Source organism: Methylobacterium sp. 001424705 (assembly GCF_059816145.1).
The window spans coordinates 1-24,681 of sequence record NZ_JCBANU010000002.1 but is presented as its reverse complement, the minus strand read 5'-3'; the positions used below and the strand labels follow the sequence as shown (position 1 = coordinate 24,681).

General features: G+C 71.4%; 21 protein-coding genes and 1 pseudogene. 13 read left to right on the top strand and 9 right to left on the bottom strand.

Annotated features, from left to right (window positions below; all coding sequences use genetic code 11):
* Positions 1-10 precede the first annotated feature (10 nt).
* From AC6EUL_RS02330 to sseA, 4 genes are all read right to left on the bottom strand, one after another.
* Positions 11-2,236: a glycosyltransferase family 2 protein gene (locus tag AC6EUL_RS02330; protein ID WP_499868651.1), complete on the bottom strand. Its 2,226-nt coding sequence runs from the start codon at positions 2,234-2,236 to the stop codon at positions 11-13.
* Positions 2,237-2,331: 95 nt separating this feature from the next.
* Complete coding sequence (gene atzF, locus AC6EUL_RS02325; RefSeq protein WP_499868650.1) at positions 2,332-4,137, bottom strand: allophanate hydrolase; 1,806 nt, start codon at positions 4,135-4,137, stop codon at positions 2,332-2,334.
* Between the two features lie 266 nt (positions 4,138-4,403).
* Complete coding sequence (locus AC6EUL_RS02320; protein ID WP_499868648.1) at positions 4,404-5,258, bottom strand: urease accessory protein UreD; 855 nt, start codon at positions 5,256-5,258, stop codon at positions 4,404-4,406.
* A 9-nt stretch (positions 5,259-5,267) separates the two neighbouring features.
* A complete protein-coding gene (gene sseA / locus AC6EUL_RS02315) occupies positions 5,268-6,116 on the bottom strand; it encodes a 3-mercaptopyruvate sulfurtransferase (RefSeq protein ID WP_056378563.1) in 849 nt (282 codons plus the stop codon).
* A gap of 198 nt (positions 6,117-6,314) precedes the next feature.
* Between sseA and AC6EUL_RS02310 the strand changes: the two genes are divergently transcribed.
* The 5 genes from AC6EUL_RS02310 to AC6EUL_RS02290 all read left to right on the top strand — a co-directional run bounded on the left by AC6EUL_RS02310 (position 6,315) and on the right by AC6EUL_RS02290 (position 8,781).
* Complete coding sequence (locus AC6EUL_RS02310; protein WP_499868645.1) at positions 6,315-6,599, top strand: hypothetical protein; 285 nt, start codon at positions 6,315-6,317, stop codon at positions 6,597-6,599.
* A gap of 136 nt (positions 6,600-6,735) precedes the next feature.
* Positions 6,736-6,990 (top strand): hypothetical protein, encoded by a 255-nt coding sequence (locus AC6EUL_RS02305; RefSeq protein ID WP_244476353.1) that lies wholly within the window; start codon positions 6,736-6,738, stop codon positions 6,988-6,990.
* 15 nt (positions 6,991-7,005) lie between these two features.
* A complete protein-coding gene (locus tag AC6EUL_RS02300; RefSeq protein WP_499868643.1) occupies positions 7,006-7,359 on the top strand; it encodes a hypothetical protein in 354 nt (117 codons plus the stop codon).
* Positions 7,360-7,398: 39 nt separating this feature from the next.
* Positions 7,399-7,788 carry a tautomerase family protein gene (locus AC6EUL_RS02295; protein WP_499868642.1) on the top strand — a complete coding sequence of 130 codons (390 nt, stop codon included), beginning with the start codon at positions 7,399-7,401 and terminating at the stop codon, positions 7,786-7,788.
* 219 nt (positions 7,789-8,007) lie between these two features.
* Positions 8,008-8,781 carry a prephenate dehydrogenase/arogenate dehydrogenase family protein gene (locus AC6EUL_RS02290; protein WP_499868882.1) on the top strand — a complete coding sequence of 258 codons (774 nt, stop codon included), beginning with the start codon at positions 8,008-8,010 and terminating at the stop codon, positions 8,779-8,781.
* A 16-nt stretch (positions 8,782-8,797) separates the two neighbouring features.
* Here AC6EUL_RS02290 and AC6EUL_RS02285 read toward each other — a convergent pair whose 3' ends face one another.
* Together AC6EUL_RS02285 and AC6EUL_RS02280 are read right to left on the bottom strand one after the other, a co-directional pair.
* Positions 8,798-10,021 (bottom strand): GNAT family N-acetyltransferase, encoded by a 1,224-nt coding sequence (locus AC6EUL_RS02285; RefSeq protein ID WP_499868640.1) that lies wholly within the window; start codon positions 10,019-10,021, stop codon positions 8,798-8,800.
* Positions 10,018-11,436: a lipopolysaccharide biosynthesis protein gene (locus AC6EUL_RS02280; protein ID WP_499868637.1), complete on the bottom strand. Its 1,419-nt coding sequence runs from the start codon at positions 11,434-11,436 to the stop codon at positions 10,018-10,020. Before AC6EUL_RS02280 ends, AC6EUL_RS02285 begins: the two co-directional genes overlap by 4 nt.
* Before the next feature lie 401 nt (positions 11,437-11,837).
* Between AC6EUL_RS02280 and AC6EUL_RS02275 the strand changes: the two genes are divergently transcribed.
* The 5 genes from AC6EUL_RS02275 (at position 11,838) to AC6EUL_RS02255 (ending at position 14,896) form a co-directional block, all read left to right on the top strand.
* Positions 11,838-13,325 carry a DEAD/DEAH box helicase gene (locus AC6EUL_RS02275; protein ID WP_499868636.1) on the top strand — a complete coding sequence of 496 codons (1,488 nt, stop codon included), beginning with the start codon at positions 11,838-11,840 and terminating at the stop codon, positions 13,323-13,325.
* A gap of 145 nt (positions 13,326-13,470) precedes the next feature.
* Entirely contained in the window at positions 13,471-13,656 is a 186-nt protein-coding gene (locus tag AC6EUL_RS02270; protein ID WP_056211256.1) for a YegP family protein, read from the top strand.
* A 150-nt stretch (positions 13,657-13,806) separates the two neighbouring features.
* Positions 13,807-14,103, top strand: coding sequence for a hypothetical protein (locus AC6EUL_RS02265; protein WP_056211258.1), 297 nt, complete (start codon positions 13,807-13,809; stop codon positions 14,101-14,103).
* Between the two features lie 189 nt (positions 14,104-14,292).
* Positions 14,293-14,421 (top strand): hypothetical protein, encoded by a 129-nt coding sequence (locus tag AC6EUL_RS02260; protein ID WP_280136479.1) that lies wholly within the window; start codon positions 14,293-14,295, stop codon positions 14,419-14,421.
* Positions 14,422-14,500: 79 nt separating this feature from the next.
* Entirely contained in the window at positions 14,501-14,896 is a 396-nt protein-coding gene (locus tag AC6EUL_RS02255; RefSeq protein ID WP_056211462.1) for an acyl-CoA thioesterase, read from the top strand.
* A gap of 31 nt (positions 14,897-14,927) precedes the next feature.
* On the opposite strand, the gene AC6EUL_RS02250 is transcribed toward AC6EUL_RS02255, so the two are convergent.
* Positions 14,928-16,076 (bottom strand): zinc-binding metallopeptidase family protein, encoded by a 1,149-nt coding sequence (locus AC6EUL_RS02250; RefSeq protein WP_056272530.1) that lies wholly within the window; start codon positions 16,074-16,076, stop codon positions 14,928-14,930.
* Between the two features lie 407 nt (positions 16,077-16,483).
* On the opposite strand from AC6EUL_RS02250, the gene AC6EUL_RS02245 reads away from it, so the two are divergent.
* From AC6EUL_RS02245 to AC6EUL_RS02235, 3 genes are read left to right on the top strand one after another with little or no spacing between them, the layout of a single operon-like run.
* Complete coding sequence (locus AC6EUL_RS02245; RefSeq protein WP_499868632.1) at positions 16,484-19,768, top strand: transglutaminase family protein; 3,285 nt, start codon at positions 16,484-16,486, stop codon at positions 19,766-19,768.
* A complete protein-coding gene (locus AC6EUL_RS02240) occupies positions 19,765-22,284 on the top strand; it encodes a circularly permuted type 2 ATP-grasp protein (RefSeq protein ID WP_499868630.1) in 2,520 nt (839 codons plus the stop codon). Before AC6EUL_RS02245 ends, AC6EUL_RS02240 begins: the two co-directional genes overlap by 4 nt.
* Entirely contained in the window at positions 22,281-23,198 is a 918-nt protein-coding gene (locus tag AC6EUL_RS02235; protein ID WP_499868628.1) for a transglutaminase family protein, read from the top strand. Before AC6EUL_RS02240 ends, AC6EUL_RS02235 begins: the two co-directional genes overlap by 4 nt.
* A gap of 27 nt (positions 23,199-23,225) precedes the next feature.
* Here AC6EUL_RS02235 and mntR read toward each other — a convergent pair whose 3' ends face one another.
* Complete coding sequence (gene mntR, locus AC6EUL_RS02230) at positions 23,226-23,678, bottom strand: manganese-binding transcriptional regulator MntR (RefSeq protein ID WP_055953004.1); 453 nt, start codon at positions 23,676-23,678, stop codon at positions 23,226-23,228.
* A gap of 106 nt (positions 23,679-23,784) precedes the next feature.
* A pseudogene (locus AC6EUL_RS02225) lies at positions 23,785-24,573 on the bottom strand (LysR substrate-binding domain-containing protein); the annotation flags it as partial.
* Positions 24,574-24,681: the final 108 nt, after the last annotated feature.

The window sequence follows — 24,681 nt, the reverse complement described above, 5'->3', positions numbered from 1 at the left end:
GCGCGAAGGCTCAGAAGCGGGCCGGGTCGAGCTCGAAGGTCGGGGGCAGGGCCTCGAACCACTCGCCGTAATAGGGATCGCGGGGGAGCTTCGCCGCCCAGCGATCGCGAAACCGCTGGTGCTCGGCCGGGTCGACGGTGCGGGCGCGATTGCGGCTCTCATAGTGATAGAGGCTGGCCTGGGCGCAGTAGACGCTGCGCAGCCCGCGCTCGCGCAGGCGCAGGCACAGGTCGACGTCGTTGTAATTCACGGCGAAGCCCGCATCGAAGCCGCCGATGGCCTCGAAGTCCGCGCGCCGCACCATCACGCAGGCGCCGGTGACCGCAAGGTAGTTCCGGCTGCCGACGGTGGAGAAGAAGTGCCCGGGATCGTCGCCGGGATAGCCGCGCCGGACATGATCGGGGGTGGCGTCGACGATCGAGACGCCGACATGCTGGATCTCGCCGGTCTCGAACAGGAGCTTGGGGCCGACGGCGCCGACGCCGGGGATCTGCAACTGCGCCAGCATCGCCTCGATCCAGTCGGGCGTGATGACCGCGATGTCGTCGTTGAGGAAGACCAGGATGTCGCCGCTCGCCGCCGCGGCGCCGAGGTTCATCTTGGCCGCCACGTTGAAGACCGGCTCCGACCAGGTCACGCGCCGGGCGCCGTGGCGGGCGAGGGCCGCCTCCGTGCCGGATCGCAGGTCCCCGTTGTCCACCACCACGAACTCGATGTCGGGATAGGTGCTGGTCGCGGCGACGCTGTCGAGACAGGCGGCGAGGAGATCCACCGTGCAGCCGCCGACGGTGCTGTCGCGCCCGGCCGTGGGGATCACGATGGAGACCGAAGGGCGCTCGGTCAGCTTGCGGCGCATCTCGAAACAGCCCTTGAACGCGCTCGAGCGGGCGAAGTCGAGTTCGCCGGTGCGCCGGGCCCGGTCCTCCAGGCCACGGATCGCCGCGGCGATGACGTAGTCCTTGTTGTCCATGGTCTGGGCGGTGGAGCCCGGGATCGCGCGCCAATGATAGAGCACCTTCGGCACGTGGACGACGTTGCGGACGTGCTCGGTGTAACGCAGGGCGAAGTCGTAATCCTGCGCCCCGTTGCATTCGTCGCGAAAGCCGCCGATTTGGCGGACGATGTCCATTCGGTAGAGCGCCAGGTGCGCCGTATACATGCAGGCTTCGAGGGCTTCGGGCGACCAGTCCGGCTTGAAGAACGGCTCGTAGCGGACCCCGTCGATCGAGATCTTGTCCTCGTCCGAGTAGATGAAGTCGACGCTCGCGTCGGCGTTCAGGATACGGACGAACTCGTAGAGCGCGTTGTCGGGAATCGCGTCGTCGTGGTCCATCAGGGTTAGGTAGGTGCCGGACGCCAGGGCCATGGCGTCATTCGAAGCGGCCGAGATGCGCCCGTTCGTGGTGCGGCGATGGAGCTTGATGCGCGGGTCGGCGGCCGCGAAGGCCTGGAGCAGCGGCCAGATCTGCGGGTCGGGCGAGTTGTCATCGCAGAGGCAGAGTTCCCAGTCCGGATAGGCCTGGGCCTGCACCGAGGCGATGGCGGCTTTCAACCAGCGCCGGGGAGTGTTGTAGACCGGCATGACGATGGAGATACGGGGGCGAGAGCGGAAGCCCTCGATCTCGGCCCGCATCGCCGCCACGCTGAGGCGGCTTGGCGTCTCCACCGTGTCGATCCAGGCCGTGTAGGAGGCCGGCACCGGACGGGGCCGGGCGCTCGCCCGGAAGTCGCGCCAGAGTTCCGCGGCGCCCTTCGCGCGCCAGGCGTTGCCGAGGCGGGCGAGGAGGCGGGCCGGCGCGCGCTCTGCCTCGGGCAGCGCCTGCACGCGGCGGCGGGCGGTCTCCGCGGTCGCGCCGAGGGGGCCGAGATGGGTCAGGGAGACGTGGCCCAGGCGAAAGCGTCCGGCGCCGCTCATCGGATCGAGGCGCAGGCCCCGGACCCGGCGCGGCAGGTGCACGAGGTTGTCGATGCCGGTCGCATCGGCCTCCAGCGGAATGGTCAGGGTCTCGCGAAACCCCTGGCCGTCATCGACGTAGAGGATCGGGACGAGCTTCGTGCGGTCGAGGGCGGTGAGGTCGGCGCGCAAGCGGACCCAGCCGCCGCGATGGCGCCGGCGTCCCTCCGGCGGCCAGAGGCGGAAATGCGGGTCCGACCCAGTCGCGCGCCACGTGTCGGGCGTCCCCTCCGCCTCGATCTGGCTGACGGCGTCGAGGCGACAGCGTAGGGTGCGCGGCAAACCCGGATCCTCTTCGAGGCGGGCGCAGGGCCTGCCGTGCCCGGGGGTTTAGGGCAAGCCCGCCGGCCCTCGCAAGGGCAGCCCCGGACCTCGCCTCAGCCGCGCCCGGCGGCGAGATAGGCACGCCACCCCCCGTGCCGGGTGATCTCCGGCGCCTCCGCGACGGCGTGGGCTTCGCAGAGGAAGCCCGAGACGGGTTCGCCATCGGCCAGAGCGATCTTGCCGAGGCCGAGGGGCGCGGGAATCGCGGCGGCGAAACGCCCGAAGGCAGCCGGGTCGAGCGCCCAGACCTCGACCTCGAGCCCGGGGCCCGCGAAGCCGGGCGCGCGCACGAGGCCGGGTTTCGGCGGCACCGTGCCGGGCAGGGCATAGAGCCGGTAGTCGGGCGCCGTCCGGGTCGCGCGCAGGAACGTCGCTCCGAGGTCCTGGAGCTGGTGATTGAGGGCGAGCCCTGTGAGGTGCGCACCGACCACGACCAGGGGGATCTGCCCGGAGGGCGAGGCAGGAACGCGGCCTTCTTCGGGGAGGGAGCGGGCACGCTCGACGCCCATGCCGCCGGCGAGGTCGCGATGCAGGGCATCGGCCCAGGGCGCCAGGGCCTCGTCGCTGAAGCCGGGTCCCACCAGCGTCACGCCCGCCGGCAGGCCGTCCCGGCGGAACCCGGCCGGCACCGCGATGGCGGCCATCCCAAGCAGGTTGGCGAAATTGGTGTAGCGGCCGAGATGGCTGTTCCGGACGATGGGCTCCGCCGCCATCTCGGCCACCGTGTAGATCGTCGGCGCGGTCGGCAGCAACAGCACGTCGAGCCCGGCGAGGATCGCATCGGTCCGGCGCTTCAGGGCCTCGAAGGCGTACCGACCCCGGAAGGCGTCGACGGCGCTGTAGGTGCGGGCCGAGTCGAGGATGGCGCGCACGCTCGGATCCATCGCGGCGGCATGGTCGGCATGGAAGGCTTCGACCGCCGCCAGCCGCTCGGCGACCCAGGGGCCGTCATACAGGAGAGAGGCGATCTCCCGGAATGGCGCGTAGTCGAACGGCACGGCGACGGCACCGAGGCGCTCCAGCCGGGCGATGGCGTCGTCGTAGAGGGCCGCCGTCTCGGCATCGCCGTAGAACTCGCGCTCGGCCGGGGCGAGCACGCCAAAGCGCAGGCCCGTCGCCGGGAGGGGATGCGGGACCACCGGGCGCGAATACGGGTCGGCCGGGTCGAACCCCTCGGCGATCCGGCGCACGGCGAGGCCGTCCCCGACGGTGCTCGCGAACACCGTGATGCAGTCGAGGCTGCGGCAGGCCGGAACGAGGCCGGTGGTGCTCAGCGCCCCCGGCGTCGGCTTGATGCCGACGAGGTTGTTGAAGGCCGCCGGCACGCGGCCGGAGCCGGCGGTGTCGGTGCCGAGACTGAAGCAGGCGAGCCCGGCCGCCACGGCCACGGCCGAACCGGAACTCGATCCGCCTGAAACGAAGTCGGCGTTGAACACGCTGCGCGGGGCACCGTAGGGCGAGCGCGTGCCGTTGAGGCCGGTGGCGAACTGGTCGAGGTTGGTCTTGCCCGTCACCAGGGCGCCGGCGGCCTTCAACCGCGCCACCACCGCGGCATCGCGCTCGGGCGTGGTGGCGAAGGCCGGGCAGGCGGCGGTGGTGGGCAGGCCCGCCACGTCGATGTTGTCCTTGACGGCGAAGGGCAGGCCCCAGAGCGGCAGGGAATTCGGCTCCGGGTGCGCCTGCATCAGGGCGCGGGCCGCCGCGACGAGATCGGCGCGCGGCACCGGGGTGATGAAGATGGCCGGGTCGGGCGAGGCCGCCATCCGCTCGGCGACGGTCTCGGCGAGGCCGACGGGGTCGAGGCTGCCGGAGGCGAAGGCCGCGCGCAGGCTCGCAATGTCCAGGATCGTGGGCAGCATGGATTCAGGTCTCCTGGGTCACCGCGACAAGATCACCGCGACAAGGCGGCCGCCGCGCCGGGTCGGGCCGGCGTGGATTCTCCAGCACGGGGTCCGCCGCCGGAGCGCCCCGACGCCCACGGACATTGCCCGGCCTCGTGGCGGACACTGCATCCTTCGTGCCGACCGGGCCGGCCTCGCCGACCGCATTTTTGGGACGGCAACCAGCGCCGGTGCCCGCACGCGTGCACCGGCCTGCCGAGATGGCGGTCGGCCCATCCGAATGCTCAGCTCTGCCAGACGCGGGGGAGGGGCCGTCCCCGATAGGCGGTGAGGAGGCGCTGGGCCACGGCCCGCAGGGCGTCCGGATCGCGGCCGAGAAGGCGGACGACGAGGTGTCCGTTCCAGCCGCTGGCCGCCGCGGCGACGCCGTCCACGCCGGTCGCGTCGAGCAGGGCGCGGGTCTCGTCCAGCCGGCCCTCCGCCACGGGCGAGACGTCGAGGATCGTCGCCATCGCCCGGGCGCCGTTGCCGATCGCCGTTCGGGCGAGCTGGTCCGAGAGGGCGCCGTCGAGGCGGAGGGTGTCGGCGTAGACGAGGCGTCCGTCGCGGCGGATGCGCCAGGTGTCGGAGAGGTGGCCTCGCGTCATCGGCTCGTTGCGGGCGGTCCGCCCGAAGGTGATGGCCTCGAAGGCGAGGAGGTGGGCGCCCGGCGCCAGATCCGCCTCGAAGCGCCGCGCCAGGGCGGCTTGGTCGAACAGGATCGTTTCCTGCGGCAGATGCGCGAGGCGCCCTCCGGCTCCCACCGTCACCACGGTGGCGATCCGGCTCATCGGCCCGTCCGAACGGTAGACCTTCTCGGCCGCCGTGGTGGTCAGGGTCAGGTCGCCCCCCGCACCGACATCGGCGGTGACGCGAAACGTGTCGCCGCAGGCGATGCCGCCGGCGGTGTTGAGGAGCACCGCCTCGCACGGGCCCTTCGGCCGGCGCGGCAGACGCAGGCGCAAGGGTCCGCCCTCGCCGATGTCGAGGATGCGGGTGTCGTGCCCGTCCGCGCAGGCCACGCGCAGGTGGATGCGGCCCTGCGAGCGCTGGCGCTCCGGCGCGGCGCCGCGAACCGCCGGAGGGTCGGGGTTCAGCAAGGCGGCGGGTCAGGCCGGGCCGGTGGCGACCGGACGCTTGGGATCCGAGCCCCATTCCGACCAGGAGCCGTCGTAGAGGGCGCGGGGCGGCCGGCCCAGGGTCTCCAGCGCCAGCCCGACGATGGCGGCGGTGACGCCCGACCCGCAGGTGGTGATCACGGGCTTGCCGACATCGACGCCGTTCTCGGCGAAGACCGCGCGCAGGGCTGCCTCCTCCTTCAGCCGACCTTCGCTCTGGAGTGCGGCATAGTGGACGTTGCGGGCGCCCGGCATGTGGCCGGGGCGGACGCCGGGGCGGGGTTCCGCCTCCTCGCCGCGGAAGCGCGCGCCCGAGCGGGCGTCGACCAGCTGGGCGCTGCCCGATTCGAGGGCCCGGGCAATGTCCGAGGCATCCGCCACGGCGCCGTGGTCGAGGCGGGCGGTGAAGTGGCGCCGGGCGCGCGGCCGGCCCTCGCCGTCCTCGAGGGGGTAGCCCGCCGCCACCCAGGCCGGAAGGCCGCCCTCCAGGATCTCCACGTCGCGGACCCCGTAGGCCTTCAGCATCCAGCGCACCCGCGGCGCCGAGAACAGGCCCATCCCGTCATAGACGACGATGTGGGCGCCGTCGCCTACGCCCAGCGCCCGCATGCGGGAGGCGAAGACCTCCGGGCGCGGCAGCATGTGGGGCAGCGGCGAGGTCTCGTCGCTCATGGTGTCGATGTCGAAGCGGATCGCGCCGGGGATGTGACCGGCGAGATACTCGGCCCGGGCATCGCGCCCCTGGGCCGGGAGGTACCAGGACCCGTCGAGGATCACGATGTCGGGCGCGCCGAGACGGGCGTGGAGCCAGTCGGCCGTGACGAAGGGCGTCGTCGGCATGGTGTTCTCTGTTCTGTGGGCCGGAACGCGTCCGGCCGGACTCGCCAGGAGGGTTGTCGGGAGTGGCCACCAAACCACATCCGGCCGGCAGTTGCACCCGTCACCGGCCGCTTTGCGATCTGAACCCGTTGTTGCCGCCCCGCGTTGAACCGGCAAGACGCTCCAGATCAATTCCTCATCTCCCGGAAAACAGCCGCCATGCGCACGCCGACCTTCCTCCTCGCCGCCGCCGCCCTCGGCCTCGCCCTCGCGGGCGCCGCACAGGCGCAATCCTCGGTGACCGGCGCCGGCCAGAACGCGATCAACGGTTCCGGAACCGGCTTGGGCGGCGGCACCTCCAATGCCCCCGCGACCACCGGGACTGCACCGGGCGCCGGCGCCGTGCGCAACCCGAGCGCCGCCCCGCTGCCGAGCGCCGGGCGTGCCGTCACGCCGGGCACTGCAGCGCCGAGCACCCCGCCCTCCGGGCCCGCGTCCCGCTGAGGCCTCCGCCACCATCCGGACCGAGGGCCGGGCCGCGAGGCCCGGCCTTTTTCGTCGCAGCCGGCCCGGCCATGGTGCCAAGGCACGGCCGCTGCGGTTATGGATGGTCGGGCCGTGCCAGCGTGATGGAGCCGCCGTGAACCCGCGCGAGACCTACCACATCGAAGTCCTCGCCGCGGAGGACGAGGCAGGCGCGCGCGGCGATGATCCCGTGAGCCAGCGCATTTCCGTGCGCACCTACACGGTCGAGGCCGCCAAGGAGCGGGCCCTGACCCTGTTCGCCCGGGCCCGGGCGCCCCAGCGCAGCGGCGCGCCCGCCGAAGCCGTGCGGGTCATCGACGGCGCCGGCACGGAGGTGTTCCGCTGGAGCCGGTTCGACGAACCGGCCTGACGGAGCGGTCCCGCCATGCGCGCCCTCGTCCTGCCTGGCCTCGTCCTGCTGTTCGCGGCCCTCTTCGTGCGCAGCTACACGGTGCCCCCGGCCCCCGACCGGCGTGGCGGGACGAGCGTGTCGCTCGCCTGGCCGAACCGGCCGCTCTTCGGCAGCCCGCGGGCCGATTGTCTCGGCCTCCCGGCGGGCGACTCCGTCATCGCCTGCCTGATCGGATCGGTGTCGCGGGCGCGGGCGGACGGCATTCCGCTGATGCAGGTCGGCTTCTGCGGGACGTGTTACACCTTGTCCCAGCGCGCCGCCGCCCTCGGGCGCGACGAGGCCGCCGTGCAGGCGCGCCTCGGCGAGATCGCCCGCTTCGGCTGGTGAGACCACGTTCATGAGGCGCAGGGCCGCCGGGAGACCGCCATGCCCCTCATCCGCATCGACCTGAATCGCACGGCACCGCCGGATCGTGCCCGGACCGTCGGCGACGTGGTCTATGTCGCCCTGCGCGCGGTGGCGAGCGTGCCCGAGAACGACGAGTTCCAGATCGTCACCCGCCACGGGGCCGGGGAGATCGTGGCGCCCGAGGCCGGCTATCTCGGCGTGACCTACACGGACGACCTCGTCATCATCCAGATCACCTGGAATGCCGGGCGCTCCGTCGCGGTCAAGCGCGCCCTGTACCGGCAGATCGCCGACGGTATCGCCGCGCGGACCGGGATCCGCCGTACGGACGTCTTCATCAACCTCGTCGAGGTGGCGAAGGAGAACTGGTCCTTCGGCAACGGCGAGATGCAGTACGCGCCGGCCTGAAGGCCCACCCGCAGGGAGGCGGCGCCGGCATTGACGCGACGCCCGGCGCGCCCTTAGACAGGCGCCACGATGACGACCGTCCTTCGCCCCCTCGCGTATCCGGCGCCGCACCCTTAGCGGCGCGGGGCTCGTCATGTCTCAACCGCTGCGTCGTCGGCGGTTGATCTCCATCCAGGACCACACGTCGACGGCCCGGCTTCCACCGAGGTCACGTCCGTGCTGTCCCATTCCCCCGAGAATCCCCGTCCCCGCCTCGGCCTGATCGGCTTCGGTGCCTTCGGCCGCCTCGTGGCGCGCCACCTTGCACCGTTCTTCGTCATTCACGCGTACGACCCCGCGATGCCGGCCGAGCCAGGGTCCGATGTGTCCCCAGGCGCCCTGCGCGTTGCAGCGGATTGCCCGGTGGTGATCCTGGCGGCTCCGGTTCCGGCGATCACGGGCATCGTGGCCGCGATCGGTCCGCATCTCCGCCCGGGCGCCCTCGTCCTCGATGTCGGTTCGGTGAAGGCCGTGGCCGCGACGGCGATGCGGGACGGGCTGCCGGGGCACGTCGCCATCGTCGCCACCCATCCGCTGTTCGGGCCGCAGAGCGCCCGCGACGGCCTCCGGGGCCTGAAGATTGCGCTCTGCGAGGTGCGGGGCGGTCAAACCCGGCAGGTCGCCGCCTTCCTGCGCCGGCATCTCGGCCTCGACGTCATCCTGACGACGCCGGAGGCGCATGACCGGGACGCGGCGGTCGTCCAGGGCCTGACCCACCTCATCGCGAAGGTGATGGTGCGGATGGAGCCGCTGCCGACCCGCATGACCACCCGGAGCTTCGACCTCCTGATGCAGGCGGTGGCGATGGTGCGCCACGATGCGCCGGAGGTCTTCGACGCCATCGAGCGGGCCAACCCCTATGCCGGCGCGGTCCGCCGGAGCTTCGTCGCCGAGGCGGCCCGGCTCGCCCACGACCTGTCGGACGCGCCGGAGCCGGCGATCCGGGCGGCCTGAGGCAGGTGGAGCACCTTCAGGCCTCGGGATCGGGGCCCCGGGCCGCGGCAGTGCTGGAGAGGCGGTCCCGCAGGCGGTCGCGCCAGGCCTTCAGGCGGAGATTGGCCCCGGCCCGCCAGCCCTCTAGGCGGACGGCGAGGGGAAACAACCGGTCGCCGCCCGGTGCCTCGACCAGGATGTGGGCGAGGGCCAGCCGCTCGCTCCAGAAGGTCTCGGGGAGGGGATAGTCCGGCGGGGCGCAGGAATCCGCCGTGCTCAGCTTCGAATCGGCCAGGATGGCCTGGGTTAGGCGGTGGAAGGCCAGGGCACCGGGCGAGTGCCGGGCGACGGCGGGATCGTAGGAGATCTTCAGGCTCCAGAGCCGGCCGCGCGTCGTGAAGCTGACCACGGCGGCCAGGGTGCGGCCGTCCCGGCGCAGGCGGTCGATCCGGACCGCCCCGCGGGCGCCGAGGCGGGCAACGAAGGCGCGCATCATCCGGGTCTGGACCGCGTCGCCCGCGATGGCGGTGCCGCGCGCGCCCTTCCAGCTGGCGCCTTCCAGGGCGATGTAGTCGTCGATGGCCGCCGACAGCGCGGCCGGATCGCGGATCGTCTCGAACGCCACCGGGCCGTCCGCGTTCAGGCGGTCCCAGGCCTGGCGCAGCTTGCGCTGCTTGCGGGACGAGAGGTGCCCGAGATAGGCGGCGCGCGCCCCGGCGTCCCGGCCGGTCAGGTCGAGGAAGGCGCGCTCGTGCGCCCAGAAGCGGGCGTGGCGAAGGCGGTTGCGCCCGAGCCGGTCCGAGAGCAGGTCCGCGAAAGGGCCGGAGGTCGGGACATGGGTCAGCATCAGGCGCGGGCCGATGAGGCTGCGCAGGCCGAAGAGCAGTCCGTCGAGGGCTCGACCCGCGTCGGCGCCGTCGAGGAGCGGGGCGCCGAAGATGCCGAAATCATGCATCCAGCCCATCGCGAGGAGCAGCGGCAGCCCCCAGCGCCAGCGTTTCACCCGCAGGGGCCAGACCGCGACGAGCCGCAGGCCGGGCTCCTCCGGGGCGCGGTCGCCGACCAGGGCGACCTGAACCCCGCTGCCGAAGGCGCCGGCGGCGGGCAGGGCGTAGTCGGGATCGTAGAACAGGTTGTCGACGAGTGGCCGGCGGCCGAGGTCGTGCCAGGCCGCGATCCAGGGCGCGCCGGCCGCCAGGGGGCGCAGGGCGACCACGAGGCCGTCGGGGGTCGCGACCTGGCGCTGGGCGGAGCGGCTCATGAAGCGGCGCGACCGAAGCGGCGCGCCGCGAGGTCGGCGACGCCCAGGATGTTGAACGCCCACGCGGTCCCGGCCGAGACGGCGGCGAGGCAGGCGAGGCGCAGGCCGAGGGCGAGGCCCGGATCCAGGGGGAGGCGGCCGAGCCCGGCAATCGCCGCGGCGCAGGCCAGGGCCAGGCCGCAGATCGCCGCGAGGTCGCGCAGGGGCACCGGCATGCGGAAGCGCTCACGGGAGCCGAGGATGAAGACGAGACAAGCCAGGGCCTGCCCCGTCGCCATGGCGATGGCCGCCCCCTCGACGCCGTAGCGCGGGATGAGCAGGGCCGAAAGGCCACCGATCGCCACGAGCAGCGTCAGCGATGCGACCGCATCGAGCTGGCTCTTCTGGGTGAAGTAGATGACCTGCCCGAAATAATACGACCGGAACATCTGCAGGATGCTGGCCGCCACCAGGAGGGGCGCCACCCGCAGGGCGGTCTCGCGGTAATCGGGGCCGAGCAGGAGGGTGACGAGGAGGCCGTCGAAGGCCAGGAAGAACACCGCGCCGAAGGCGGCGATCAGGGTGAGGAGGCGGATGGCATCCTCCAGCACCGGACCGGCCGCGGCGATGCCGCCGTCGCGGGCATCTCGCTTGGCGATCGAGATCAGCGCGAGGGCCACGCTGTCGCCGAAGACGACGAAGCTCTGGCGCAGGAAGTCGGCGAAGGCGCCGTAGGCCCCGAGCTCCGAGACGCCGATGCTGGCCCCGATCACGAGGCGGTCGGCAGTCTGCGCCAGGGCGGCGGCCCCGAACGAGAGCACCAGGGGCCAGCCATAGGCGAGGAGGCGCCGCGCCTCCGCCCAGCTCCCGCCGCCCCGCAGCAGGCCGCGGATGACATAGAGCGTGGGCAGGGCCGCGACCATGTTGGCGCCGGCGGTGGCCAGCAGCAGCGGGATCGCGCCACCACCGAGGAGGAGGGCGCTGCTGCCGAGGGCCAGGACCAGCACGGCGCGCAGCACCACAGACACGGCGACCGCGCCGACCTCCAGCCGCGTCCGCGCGATCTCGGCGGCGCCCTCGAAGGCCATCATGCCGAAGACGGCGGCGAAGATCGCGAGCGCGGCGTGCGGCTCGAGCAGTCCGAGCCCGGCGGCGCACGCCGCGATCAGGGCGGCGAGCGCCGCCATCGCGCCGAGGAGTCGGACTACGGTGCCGACCTGCAAGATCGCACGCTCCTCGGCGTAGAGGGCGAAGAACGAGAATTTCGGCCACTGGCAGGTGGCGCTGTACAGCACCAGCGCCCAGGACAGGATGAGCAGGTAGAGTCCGAACACGTCCGTGGGCGCGAGCCGGGTGAATACCGCGAGGGCGCCCATGTTCAGGGCTGCGGCGACACCCCGCGAGCCGACATAGGTAAGGGTGTGGCGCGCGATCATCCGACCCCGTGAAGTGCCGGGCGGTCCGGCTGGTGGAACGAGGTAACACGCCAGTGTTGCCGCCGCGTCAATCCGTTCGTCCGCCATTCGCCCTCGACGTTGGCAATGGACGCGAACGGCCTGTGTCGTCGTCAACGTGGCCATTGACTTCGCACCCGCGAAGGATCATATCGCAGGTGCAGCGTCAGCGGCCGTCATGGTTCCGCTTGAGAGGGCTGCGTGACGGATTGCCGGATCGCTTCTGCGGGCCCCGCGCGACCTGAGCCCCTCTCTTCAACGTGCATGCACCCGGACTGCCCCGGCACGCGGGCGGCTCCAGCTCAACGGACCGACCACCTTTTTCGACGATTTCCCTCGCCATGAGGGCGTCCGGCACGGTCCCGCTGCCTGAAAGTGACTCCTTGACCCAATTCACCGATTTCGGCCTCGCCCAGCCCGTGCTGCGCGCCCTGGAAGAGGCCGGCTACAAGAGCCCGACCCCGATCCAGGCCCAGGCCATCGCCCCCGCCATGCAGGGCCGCGACCTCTGCGGCATCGCCCAGACGGGCACCGGCAAGACGGCGGCCTTCGCGCTGCCGATCCTGCACCGCCTCGCCGAGACCCCGCGCAAGGCGATCCGTCGCGGCTGCCGCGTGCTGGTGCTCTCGCCCACCCGCGAGCTCGCCAACCAGATCGCGGAGAACTTCTCCGATTACGGAAAATACCTCTCGTTCACCAACACCGTGGTGTTCGGCGGCGTCACCATCTCCCGCCAGGAGAAGGCGCTGGCCAACGGCGTCGACATCCTGGTCGCGACCCCCGGTCGCCTGATGGACCTCATCGAGCGTCGCTCGCTGACCCTCGAGGCCGTCGAGATCCTCGTCCTCGACGAGGCCGACCAGATGCTGGACCTCGGCTTCATCCACGCCCTCAAGCGCATCGTGAAGATGCTGCCGAAGGAGCGCCAGAGCCTCTTCTTCTCGGCGACCATGCCGAAGAACATCGCCAGCCTCGCCGACCAGTACCTGCGCGATCCGGTCCAGGTGGCGGTGACTCCGGTCGCCACCACCGCCGAGCGCGTCACCCAGGAGGTCATCTTCGCCCATACCGGGGCGAAGCAGGCCCTGCTGAACCACATCCTGCGCGATCCGGTGATCGAGCGCGTCCTCGTCTTCACCCGGACCAAGCACGGCGCCGACCGCGTCGTCCGCGGCCTGGAGAAGGTTGGGATCAACGCCTCGGCGATTCACGGCAACAAGTCGCAGCCGCAGCGCGAGCGGGCGCTGGCCGCCTTCAAGGACGGTTCCTGCCGGGTGCTCGTCGCCACCGACATCGCCGCCCGCGGCATCGACGTCGAGGCGGTGAGCCACGTCATCAACTACGACCTCCCGAACGTGCCGGAGAGCTACGTCCACCGCATCGGCCGCACCGCGCGCGCCGGGGCGAACGGGCTCGCGATCTCGTTCTGCAACGACGAGGAGAAGGCCTACCTGCGGGACATCGAGCGCACCACGCGCCAGAAGATCCCCGTCGGCGCCTTCCCCGAGGGCTTCACCCCGCCGTCTCGCCAGGAGGCGGCGGACAACGCCCAGGCCGAGGAGCGCCGTCCGGCGCCAAACGGCCAGCGTCCCGGCCAGCGCCAGGGCCAGCGTCCGAGCAGCCGCCCGGGCGGCCGTCCCGGCCAGGGCCGTGGCTTCGAGGGGCGCGGCGGTGAGAACCGCGGTGGCTCCGGACGCCCGAGCCGTTCCGACGGCGCGGCCCGTCCGCAGGACGGCCGCGGCGATCGCCGGCCGGCCACCCAGGGCGAGCCCCGCGCCGAGCCGCGCGGCGAACGCCCCCGGGCCCCGCGCCCGCAGGGCGGCGGCGAGGGTCGCGCCATCGGCTGGCTGGATCGCGGCCCGCGTTCCTGATCCGTCACATCCGACGCATTCGAGCGCCGTCCCGGTTTCCGGGGCGGCGTTTTCGCGTCCGATGCCCCGGGCATTGCCGTGCCGTTTCGCGGGGCCACATCACACAGGCCGGGTATCGAGCCCGGCGTCTTCGGAGGCATGGGCGATGCGGTTTGAACTCTACCGGGATTCCGCCGGCGGATGGCGCTGGCGCCTGCGGTCGCAGAACGGAAACGTCGTCGCAGATTCGGCGGAGGCCTATCTGCGTCGTGAGGATTGCGAGCACGGTATCGGCCTCGTGAAGGGCAGTGCCGATGCACCGACGGTGGACATGACCCTGAAGATCGCGTGACGAACCTCACGCAGGGCTTCGTTGACCATCACGGCAACGCTTGCCGAGCCGTGGGAAACGCTTTCGCACCTCGTGCGTTTGCTGCATCCGGGCCTCGCGACGAGGGATGCCGGTGTGTCGAGACTCGACAGAATTCAGGGAGTTGAGAACGTGCTGAGGAAACTCGTGCTGGCCGCGCTGCTGGCCCTAGGCTTCGCCGCCACCGCGCCACAGGGCGCTTCGGCCGCCCCCGTCGGTCCTGCCCTCGCCCTCCAGAGTGAGGCTGCGCCGGCCGCTGTGCAGACGGTTCAATATTACGGCTATCGCCGCCGCTTCTATGGCCCGCGTCGCTTCTACGGCCCGCGCCCCTTCTACGGCCGTCGCTACTACGGCCCGCGCCGCTTCTACGGCCCGCGTCGTTTCTATGGTCCGCGTCGCTTCTACGGCCCGCGCCGCTTCTACTACTAAGGAACCGGCTGCGTCCCGACACGGACGCAAAGCCTTCGACGGCCCGGCCTTCGTTACGACGAGGGCCGGGCCGTCCTCGTTTTCAGCAGTAAACTTCAGGCCGATGGCTGTGACCCATCGGCGAGATGCGATAAGTTGCTGCCTTGGAAGACGGCCGACATCAAAACGGCTCGCTTCGGAGGTTACGCCATGAACGTCCTTGCGGCCCGCCGCGCCGAGGCGCGCGCACTCTGGGAATTGGTTCCCCTCGAACTCGTTCTCTCCGCCTTCGCGATCATCCTGGCGGGTGCCCTGAAATATGCCGACGTGATGCCCTGAAGGCGGTCGCGATGCCTCGGCAAAGGGCCCGGCATCGGCCTACACTGCGGGCGGTCGAGGGTGAGACGTGAGCGGGATCATGACGGAGACGGACGAGGCGCGGCGCCCCAGCGGGGACCTGACGGTGCGCACCATCGCGATGCCGGCCGACACGAACGCCAACGGCGACATCTTCGGCGGCTGGGTCATGTCGCAGATGGACCAGGCCGGCGGGATCGCCGCCGTGGAGCGCTCGCAGGGACGGGCGGTCACGGTCGCGGTGAATGCGATGACGTTCATCCGGCCCGTGCGGGTCGGTGACGTCCTCTGCGTCTACACCCGGATCGATCGGGTGGGGCGCAGCTCCATGAAGATCGAGGTCGAGGCCTGGGCGCGGCGCTTCCGCACCCAGTTTCGGGAGCAGGTCACCGAGGCGACCTTCACCTTCGTGGCCATCGACGACGAGGGCCGGCCGCGCGCCATCGAACCGACCTGACCGCCCGGGGGGTCCGATCGGGGCCGGGCACTCAGGCGTTGGGGGCCGCCACCTTCTGGCGCAGGCCCGTGATGACCGCCTTGAGGACATCCGCGTCGGCATCGGAGCTGCCCATGCAGCGGACCGATTCGATCCGTTCGTGCACGAAGGACAGCTTGGCGATCACCGCCGGGGTCAGCTTGAACGGGAACAGGGCCGGCTGGCCCATGCTGCGGCTGAGCGAATTCACTGCGTAGGTGAGGGGCAGCCACGCCTCCACGATCCGGCTGAAATCCGTCATCCGGTAGGGGTCGAAGTCGATCACCACCGGCTCGGACGAGCCGTGGCGCAGGCGCGGACGCACATGCATCTCGAAGGTGCTGGCGGTCTCCAGCGTGTCGACGATGTGGAGGTATTGAGCCCAGGTCTCGGCAAAGTCCTCCCACGGATGCGCCGTGGCGTAAGCGCTGACGTAGCTCTCCTCCCAGTCCGGCGGTGCTCCGTGGGCGTAGTGGCGCTGCAGGGCGCCGGAATAGTTCAGCCGCTCGTCCCCGAACAGGGACCGGAAGGTCCACAGGCTCTGGTCGAAGCGCACCAGCACGTTCCAGAAGTAATGTCCGATCTCGTGGCGGAAATGCCCGAGCAGCGTGCGGTAATACTCGCCGAACAGCATCCGCCGCCGCTCGCGCTCGACGTCGTCGGCCTCGGCGATGTTGAGGGTGATGAGACCGCTGCGATGCCCGGTGAGGACGGGTGGCCCGATCTGATAGCTTTCCGACGGATCGACCAGGAAATCAAAGGCGAGACCCGTGGCGGGGTTCTCGTCACGGGTCATCAGCGGCAGGTCGAGGCGCAGCAGCGAATAGAACAGCCGATGCTTGGCCGCCTCGATCTGGCGCCAGCGGGTCAGGTTCCAGGCGATGGAGAGATCGGGCACCACGTGGTTGTGGCGGCAGGTGACGCAGTAGCGGTTGGGGGAATCGTCCGGGACCAGCCAGTTGCAGGCGTCGTGATCCGCGTTGGCGCAGAACCGGTACTTGCGACCCGGATTCGCGTAGGCGTGCCAGAGGCCGTTCACCGGCTCCACCGCCGACATCTCGTGGACGTCGCAGACATAACCCAGCCGACGCTCGCAGCTCTCGCAATGGGTACTCTCGAAGCTGATCGGCTGGTGGCAAGCCTGGCACTGGAAGATCTTCATGGAGCCGTCGGGGGACGCCTTTCCTGTCTGTCCGCGGAGCGTCGCATGCCGCCCGCGAGGGAACCCTCTTAGCCTATCCGCACGCGATACGGTGGCAAAGCATGGGAGGGGACCGAAGTTCCGGCCCAGGGGCTCGGCCGGCATGGCCGAACCGCGGGAGCACGAAACTTGCAGGCCGTCACGGGCCGTACCCGTCCTGGCCATCCCCCGGCGCGAGGATGGGGCGGTCGTCGTGCGGGCGGCCTTCCGGGTCCCCACGCGCAAGGGCATCGCTTGCGGGTCTCCGTTGGCGTATGTCTCTGGTGAAGCTTTCTTCGGAGCACCGCAGGGTGGTGCCCCGTCCCTCCGCCGCCGGCGCGTGCCGATCCGCCCGCCCGGCGCCCTGTCCAGTCACAGCGGGAGCCCCCGTGTCGATCAAAGCCGCCCTGCACCACGTCACCCACTACACCTACGATCGGCCGATCACGCTGGGCCCCCAGGTGATCCGCCTGCGCCCGGCGCCGCATACGCGGACCGCCGTTCCGGCCTACTCGCTCAAGGTTCTGCCGGAGAACCACTTCATCAACTGGCAGCAGGACCCGAACGGCAACTGGCTCGCCCGGCTGGTCTTTCCGGAGAAGACCACCGAGCTGAAGATCGAGGTCGACCTCACCGCCGACATGTCGGTGATCAACCCATTCGACTTCTTCGTCGAAGACTATGCCCAGACCCGCGGTTTCACCTACGCGGACGACCTCACGGCCGAGCTGAAGCCCTACCTCGTCCTCGACGACGCCATGGCGCCGGAGGTGGATGCCTTCCTGGAGCGCCTCCCGGCCGAGCAGAACACGGTCCTGTTCCTCGTGGCCCTGAACGCCCAGGTGGCGCAGGAGATCACCTACGGCGTCCGCATGGAGCCCGGCGTCCAGACCGCCGCCGAGACCCTGACGCTGAAGAGTGGCTCCTGCCGCGACTCGGCCTGGCTGATGGTGCAGATCCTGCGTCGCCTCGGCATGGCGGCCCGCTTCGTGTCGGGCTATTTGATCCAGCTCATCCCCGACACCACCGCCGTCGACGGGCCGGCCGGCACCACCACCGACTTCACCGATCTGCACGCCTGGGCCGAGGTCTACCTGCCGGGCGCCGGCTGGATCGGGCTCGACGCCACCTCCGGCCTCCTCTGCGGCGAGGGCCACATCCCGCTGGCGGCGACCCCGCACCACGCCTCCGCGGCGCCGATCTCCGGCCTCGCCGAGCCGGCGGGCGTCGAGTTCGGCTTCGAGATGACGGTGACCCGCGTGGCCGAGGCGCCGCGCATCACCAAGCCGTTCTCCGAAGAGGTCTGGGCCGCGATGGACGCCCTCGGCGACCGCATCGACACCGACCTCGCCGAGCAGGACGTGCGCCTGACCATGGGCGGGGAGCCGACCTTCGTCTCCATCGACGACTTCGAGTCGCCCGAGTGGAACGCCGCCGCCGTCGGTCCGACCAAGCGCGGCCTCGCCGACAAGCTGATCCGTCGCCTGCGCGATCGCTTCGCCCCCGGCGGCATGCTGCATTACGGCCAGGGCAAGTGGTATCCGGGCGAGAGCCTGCCACGCTGGGCCTTCGCCCTGTACTGGCGCCGGGACGGTGTGCCGGTCTGGAAGGATGCCGGCCTGATCGCCCCCGAGGACGGCGCCCGTGACGCCGACATCCACAAGGCCAAGGCCCTGATCGACGGAGTCGCCAAGCGCCTCGGCCTCGGGGCCTACGTGTTCCCGGCCTTCGAGGATCCGGTCTACTGGTCCGACAAGCGCGACGAGTTGCCCCCCAACGTCACGACGGCGGAGCCGCACTACCCGAACCCGGAGACCAATGCCCGCATGGCACGTGTCTTCGCGCGCGGTCTCGGCGAGGCCGCGGGCTATGCCCTCCCGCTGGCGAGCCTGCCCACCGGCAAGGCGAGCGATTCCGACCGGCTCTGGATCTCGGAGCCGTGGGACTTTCGCCGGGGCCACGCCTTCCTGACGCCGGGCGACTCGCCGGTGGGCTACCGCCTGCCCCTGTCCTCGCTGCCCTTCGTGCCGCCCGAGCACTATCCCTATTACCAGCCGCAGGACACGCTGGAAGCCCGCGCCCCGCTCCCCGAGGGCCATCCCGGCCCCGAGACCGTCAACGGCTCCGGCGTCACCGGCGTCGCGGTCCGCACCGCCTTCGCGGTGGAGCCGCGCGACGGCATCCTGCACGTCTTCATGCCGCCCCTGCAGCGGGTCGACGAGTACCTGGAGCTCCTGGGCCATCTTGAGGCGACGGCCGCTGCGCTGAAGCAGCCGCTCCACATCGAAGGCTACGAGCCCCCCTTCGACCCGCGCCTCAACGTCATCAAAGTCACGCCCGATCCCGGCGTGATCGAGGTCAACGTGCATCCCGCCGCGGCCTGGCGCGACGCCGTGCGGATCACCACCGACCTCTACGAGGATGCCCGGCAGATCCGCCTCGGCGCGCAGAAGTTCATGACCGACGGCCGACACACCGGCACCGGCGGCGGAAACCACGTGGTGCTCGGCGGCGCGACACCGGACGACTCGCCGTTCCTGCGCCGGCCCGACCTCCTGAAGAGCCTGGTGCTGTACTGGCAGCGCCACCCGGCGATGTCCTACCTGTTCTCGGGCCTCTACATCGGTCCGACGAGCCAAGCGCCGCGCATGGACGAGGCGCGCCACGATGGGCTCTACGAGCTCGAGATCGCCATGGCGCAGGTGCCGAAGCCCGACGAGCCCAACATCCCGCGCTGGCTCGTGGATCGCATCTTCCGCAACATCCTCGTGGACGTGACCGGCAACACCCACCGGTCCGAGATCTGCATCGACAAGCTCTACTCGCCGGACGGCCCCACGGGGCGCCTCGGGCTCCTCGAATTCCGCTCGTTCGAGATGCCGCCGGACCCGCGCATGAGCCTGGCGCAGCAGCTCCTGCTGCGGGCGATCGTCGCCTGGCTCTGGCGCGAGCCGCAGGAAGGCGGCTGTGTCCGCTGGGGCACGGGCCTGCACGATCGCTTCATGCTGCCCCACTTCCTGTGGGCCGATTTCCTCGGCGTGCTGGAAGACCTCCGGGCGGCCGGCTACGACTTCGACCCGGCGGCCTTCGTGGCGCAGCGCGAGTTCCGCTTCCCGGTCTTCGGAACGGTGGAGCAGGGCGGCGTGAAGCTGGAGCTCCGCCAGGCCCTCGAACCCTGGCACGTGCTGGGCGAGGAGGGCGCGATCGGGGGAACCGTGCGCTACGTGGACTCGTCGGTAGAGCGTCTGCAGGTGAAGGTCGAGGGCTACGTGCCCGGCCGGCACGTCATCGCCTGCAACGGCCGGCGCCTGCCGATGACCGGCACCGGGACCGCCGGCGAGGCGGTGGCCGGCCTGCGCTTCAAGGCGTGGCAGCCCGCCTCCTCGATGCACCCCACGATTCCCGCGCACTCGCCGCTCACCCTCGACATCCTCGACGCCTGGAGCGGCCGGTCGCTGGGCGGCTGCCGGTACCATGTCAGCCATCCGGGCGGACGCAACTACGAGACCTTCCCGGTGAACACCTACGAGGCGGAGGGGCGTCGCCTCGCGCGCTTCCAGGCCCACGGCCACACCCCCGGCAAGATCGCGATGCCGCCCGAAGAGACCAATCGCGAGTTTCCGATGACGCTCGACCTGCGCACCCCCGCACCCCCGGGATTCGCCCTCCCATGAGCGCAGCGGCCGCGGCGGAGATACAGGGACGGGCCGAGCGCCTCGCGCGCTGGACCTCCGCATACCGGCCACATCGGGACGTCCCCGACGAGCTGATGGATCACGAGGGCCGTCCCAAGGGGGCCTGGCCGCGATTCCTCGACCAGCTCGGCGGCATGGACGAGGTCGAGATCGGCGCCCGCTTCATCTCGGCGGTCCGGCGCATCCGCGACACCGGGATCTCCTATCGGATCTACGGCGACAAGCGCGAGCATGCCTGGCCGCTGGGCTCGCTGCCGCTCGTCCTCGAACAGGCGGACTGGGAGACGCTGAGCGCCGGCATCGTCGAGCGCGCCGCGCTGATGGAGACGATCCTCGCCGACCTCTACGGCCCGGAGCGCCTTGTGGCCGAGGGCCTGCTGCCAGCCGCAGTGGTGGCGGGTAGCCCGGAATTCATGCGCCCCCTGGTCGGCGTCACGCCGCCGGGCGGCCGCTTCCTCAAGCTCTACGCCGCCGACGTGACGCGCGGGCCCGACGGGCGCTGGCGGGTGCTCGCCGACCGGACGCAATCGCCCTCCGGGCCCGGCTACGCCCTGGAGAACCGGCTCGTCCTCACCCGCGCCTTCCCGGACCTCCATGCCGACCTGCAGGTCGAGCGCCTGGCCGCCTTCTTCCAGGCCTTTCGCGATGGCCTCGCGGTGGGTGCGCAGCGCAGCGACCCGCGCATCTGCCTCCTGACCTCAGGGGTTTTCAGCTCGACCTATGTCGAGCAGGCCGCGCTCGCCCGCTATCTCGGCCTGCTCCTGGTGGAGGGCGACGACCTCGTGATGCAGGACGGAGCCCTGCACATCCGCACCGTCTCCGGCCTGAAGCGGGCGGACGTGCTCTGGCGGCGCATCGACTCCGACTACCTCGACCCCCTGGAGCTCAACCCGGCCTCGCGCCTCGGCGTCCCGGGCATCGTGGAAGCCCTGCGCAACGGCAACCTCGTCGTCGGCAACATGCCGGGTTCGGGCATCCTCGAATCCGGTGCGCTCGCCGCCTACCTGCCCGGCATCGCACGGCATCTCCTCGGGCGGGACCTGACACTCGCCGGGCCGAAGACCTGGTGGTGCGGCGATCCGCGGGCGCTGGCCGAGATCCGCGACCGGCTCGACAGCTTGAGCCTGCGTCCGGTGGCGACGCCTCCGAAGGGAGCCGTCCGCGACGCGATCCTGGCCCCGCACGCCCTCGATGCCGAGCGCGACCGCCTGCGCGCGGCCCTGCGCGACCGGCCTTTCGACTACGTCGCCCAGGAGACGATGCCGCTCGCCACCATGCCGGCCTGGGATCCGAGCGGCGGCTCCCTGCGCCTAGTGCCGCGGCCCTTCGTGCTGCGGGTCTTCGCGGCGGCGACGCCCGAGGGCTGGCGCGTGATGCCGGGCGGCTTCTGCCGCATCTCGGAGCGGCCCGATGTCGAGCCTCTTGAGATGCGCGCCGGCATCAAGTCGGCCGATGTCTGGATCCTGTCGCGCGATCCCGTGGAGCCGGTCACCCTGATTCAGACCGGGCCGGCGCGGGTGCGCCGGATCGCCGGGCACCTGCCGTCGCGGGCGGCCGACAACCTGTTCTGGTTCGGGCGCTACGTCGAGCGGGCCGAGGCGGTGATCCGCCTCGTCCTCGCGCATCTCGGCAGCGTCGGTTCCGCCGTGATCGCCGACATGGCGGGCGACGCGAAGGCGCCCACCGCGCTGCGCATTCGTGCACTCCTTGACGAGTGGGGGGCCATCGAGGCCCCCGACCTGCCCACCGCGGCCCTGGCCCAGCAGGCCCTCGGCGGCCACGACGCCCACGGCTCCGCCCTGCGCCACAGCCTGTCCGCGCGGATCAACGCCGCGACCCTGCGCGAGCGTCTCTCCGGTGAAGCCTGGCGGGCGCTGGCGGACCTGAAGGAGGTCCTGGAGATCGAGGCCGGGCAGGCGTTGCCGGAAGCGCAGCTCCTGGGCCTCGCCGAACGCGCCCTCAGCCACATCGCGGCCCTGTCGGGTCTCGCCCAGGAGAACATGAACCGCACCACCGGTTGGCACTTCGTCGATCTCGGCCGCCGGATCGAGCGCGCCATCAACACCTTGAGCTTCGCCACCCGCTTCACCGGCGACGGCGCCAGCGCCGAGGACCTCGGCGTGATGCTGTCCCTGTGCGATTCGCACGTCTCGTTCGGTGCCCGCTACCTGCAGGGGGTGGCCCTCGATCCGGTGCGCGACATGGTGCTCCTTGATCCGTTCAATCCGCGCTCGGTCGCCTTCCAGCTCGAGGCGATCACCCGGCATCTCGGCCAGCTTCCGGTTCTGCGGGCCGACGGGTTGCCCGAGCCGCACCAGCGCATCGCCTCCAAGCTCTTGGCCGAGTTCGCCACCGGCGAGGCGGCGGAGTTCGACGGCGCCGCCCTGATGCGCCTGGAGAACGAGGTCGAGGGCCTCGCCGACGCCGTGGCCACCCGCTACTTCCCCAACGGACCGCATGCCCTGCGCCCGGAAAAGCTCGTGGGGCTCGCGTGATCTATACGCTGCGTCACCTCACCACCTACCGGTACGCCCGCCCCGTGCGCTTCGCCCGCTGCACCCTGCGCCTGCGCCCGCGCGACGGGGAGGGGCAGACCGTGCTAGAGAGCGGCCTCACGATCACGCCCGATCCGCGGACCCGCATCGTCCGGCGCGACTATTTCGGTCTCGATGCCACCGCGGTCACGATCGACACGCCCCACACCGAACTGCGGGTGGAGGCCCTGTCGCGGGTTCGGGTCGAGCGCGATCCGCCGCCGCCGCCGGAGTCCGGCCGCTCTTGGGAGCAGGTGCGCGACGAGGCGGTGAATGGGCGTGGCCTCGGCCCGGACCGGCCGGTGCACTTCCAATTCCCGAGCCTGCGCGTGCCGCTGGTGCCGGAGGTGACGGATTATGCCAGGGCGAGCTTTCCCCCGGGCCGGAGCGCCTATGGCGGCGCCTTCGACCTGATGCAGCGGATCCGGGCGGACTTCACCTTCGACGCGAAGGCCACCACCGTGCACACGCCCCTCGCCGAGGCCTTCGCCCTCCGGGCCGGCGTCTGCCAGGACTTCACCCACATCATGATCGCGGCCCTGCGCGGCCTCGGCCTGCCGGCCGCCTATGTCAGCGGCTACCTCCGGACGATCCCGCCCGCCGGTCGTCCGCGCCTGCGCGGCGCCGATGCGAGCCATGCCTGGGTCTCGGTCTGGTGCGGGGACGGCTGGATCGGCCTCGACCCCACCAACGGCATCGGCATGTGCGACGATCACATCGTCGTGGCCCGTGGACGCGACTACACCGACGTGTCCCCCATCGACGGCATCGTTTCCGCCTCGGGCCCGCAGAAGCTCAAGGTCGAGGTGGACGTGGTACCGGACGGTGAGCCGATGCCCGAGCATGCGGCTCCGCTCCAGGCCACCCCGGCCTGACCGGCCCCGCCGGGATCCGAACGGACCCTAGGCGGATCTGGCCGTGAACAGACGGAAGGCTTCCAGGGTCTCGGCGCTGACGTGATGCTCGATGCCCTCGGCGTCGCGGCGGGCGATCTCGGGGCTGACCCCGAGCGCGCAGAGGAACTGCTCGACGATGCGGTGGCGCTCGCGGCTCTGCACGGCCAGGGCCTGCCCGGCCTCCGTGAGGAAGACGCCCCGATAGGGGCGCTGCTGCACGAGGCCGTCCTCGGCGAGGCGCTTCAGCATCTTGGCGACGGTCGGCTGGGCCACGCCGAGGCGCGCGGCGATATCCACCTGCCGCGCCTCGCCGCCATCACCGATCAGGTCGGCGATGAGCTCGACGTAATCCTCGACGAGTTCCAGCCGGCGCGCCTCGCGGGCTTGCCGGAAGCTCTCCACGTGGACGTCGGGATCGACCAGGGAGGTGTCGGGCGCGGAGGACGTCGAATCCTGCATGTGGCCGGCGAACTCCCCCGAACAATGGCGCCCTCGAACGGGAGCCCGAGCCGGTTTGTACCGAAGCCGCGCCCCGGATGGGAGCCCCCGGGGTCGGAAAGCCGCCTCAACCGCGCAGGTGAGCCACAAAATCCCGCGTGAACCGGGGCAGATCGTCCAGCGAGCGCAGGCAGATCGTGAGATCGCGCAGGGCCCAGGCATCCTCCAGGGGCACGATGGCGAGGGCCATGGTGCGCGCGGCCCGGGCCGCAGTGGTTTCGGGGACGATGCCGAGGCCGACGTCGCAGGCCACGAGCCGGCAGATCGCGTCGAAACTGCGCAGCTGCACCCGGAGGCGCATCGGAGGCCGGCCCGTGCGCGTGGCCTTGTCGGCCAGGAAGCGGGTGAGGGCGCTGGTCCGGTCGAGGCCGACCAGGGGATGCTCAATCACCTCCGCGAAGGCGACCGAGGCGCGCGCCGCCAGGGGGTGCCCGGTGGCCGCCACCATGACGAAGCGGTCCTGTCGGAACGGATAGGTCTCCAGGGCGCCGGTATCGACGGTGCCGGCGACGATACCGAGATCGGCCGAGCCCTCGGCCACCAGCCCGACGATCTCGTCCGAGGTCCGCTCCTCGATGTCCACGCTGACACCGGCCTGACGGGCCAGGAAGGCGCTCAGGACCTCGGGCAGGAATTCCGTGAGGGCGTTGGTGTTCGAGACGAGGCGGATCTGCCCCACGGTGCCGCCCGAGAAGGCGGCCAGGTCCTCCTGCATCCGGTCGATCCCGTCGAGGAGCCCGCGCGCATGGGCGAGGAGCGACCGCCCCGCCGGCGTCGGCACCACCCCCTGGCGCCCCCGCGTCAGCAGCGCGGCCCCGAGGGTCTCCTCCATGGCGCGGATGCGCACGGAGGCGGCGGGGGGGGGGGGGTGGGGCCCCCCCCCCCCCGGGGGGTTACAGCCCCCCCCCACCAACAGCCCGCAAAACCAGATATAGACCACATAGAAGAGCCTCATATGGTGGGG

Coding starts and splice junctions, on each gene's coding strand:
- atzF (WP_499868650.1), bottom strand. CDS start 4,137: ATGCTGCCCACGATCCTGGACATTGCGAGCCTGCGCGCGGCCTTCGCC.
- sseA (WP_056378563.1), bottom strand. CDS start 6,116: ATGCCGACGACGCCCTTCGTCACGGCCGACTGGCTCCACGCCCGTCTC.
- AC6EUL_RS02310 (WP_499868645.1), top strand. CDS start 6,315: ATGCGCACGCCGACCTTCCTCCTCGCCGCCGCCGCCCTCGGCCTCGCC.
- AC6EUL_RS02300 (WP_499868643.1), top strand. CDS start 7,006: ATGCGCGCCCTCGTCCTGCCTGGCCTCGTCCTGCTGTTCGCGGCCCTC.
- AC6EUL_RS02295 (WP_499868642.1), top strand. CDS start 7,399: ATGCCCCTCATCCGCATCGACCTGAATCGCACGGCACCGCCGGATCGT.
- AC6EUL_RS02285 (WP_499868640.1), bottom strand. CDS start 10,021: ATGAGCCGCTCCGCCCAGCGCCAGGTCGCGACCCCCGACGGCCTCGTG.
- AC6EUL_RS02280 (WP_499868637.1), bottom strand. CDS start 11,436: ATGATCGCGCGCCACACCCTTACCTATGTCGGCTCGCGGGGTGTCGCC.
- AC6EUL_RS02270 (WP_056211256.1), top strand. CDS start 13,471: ATGCGGTTTGAACTCTACCGGGATTCCGCCGGCGGATGGCGCTGGCGC.
- AC6EUL_RS02260 (WP_280136479.1), top strand. CDS start 14,293: ATGAACGTCCTTGCGGCCCGCCGCGCCGAGGCGCGCGCACTCTGGGAA.
- AC6EUL_RS02255 (WP_056211462.1), top strand. CDS start 14,501: ATGACGGAGACGGACGAGGCGCGGCGCCCCAGCGGGGACCTGACGGTG.
- AC6EUL_RS02250 (WP_056272530.1), bottom strand. CDS start 16,076: ATGAAGATCTTCCAGTGCCAGGCTTGCCACCAGCCGATCAGCTTCGAG.
- AC6EUL_RS02240 (WP_499868630.1), top strand. CDS start 19,765: ATGAGCGCAGCGGCCGCGGCGGAGATACAGGGACGGGCCGAGCGCCTC.
- mntR (WP_055953004.1), bottom strand. CDS start 23,678: ATGCAGGATTCGACGTCCTCCGCGCCCGACACCTCCCTGGTCGATCCC.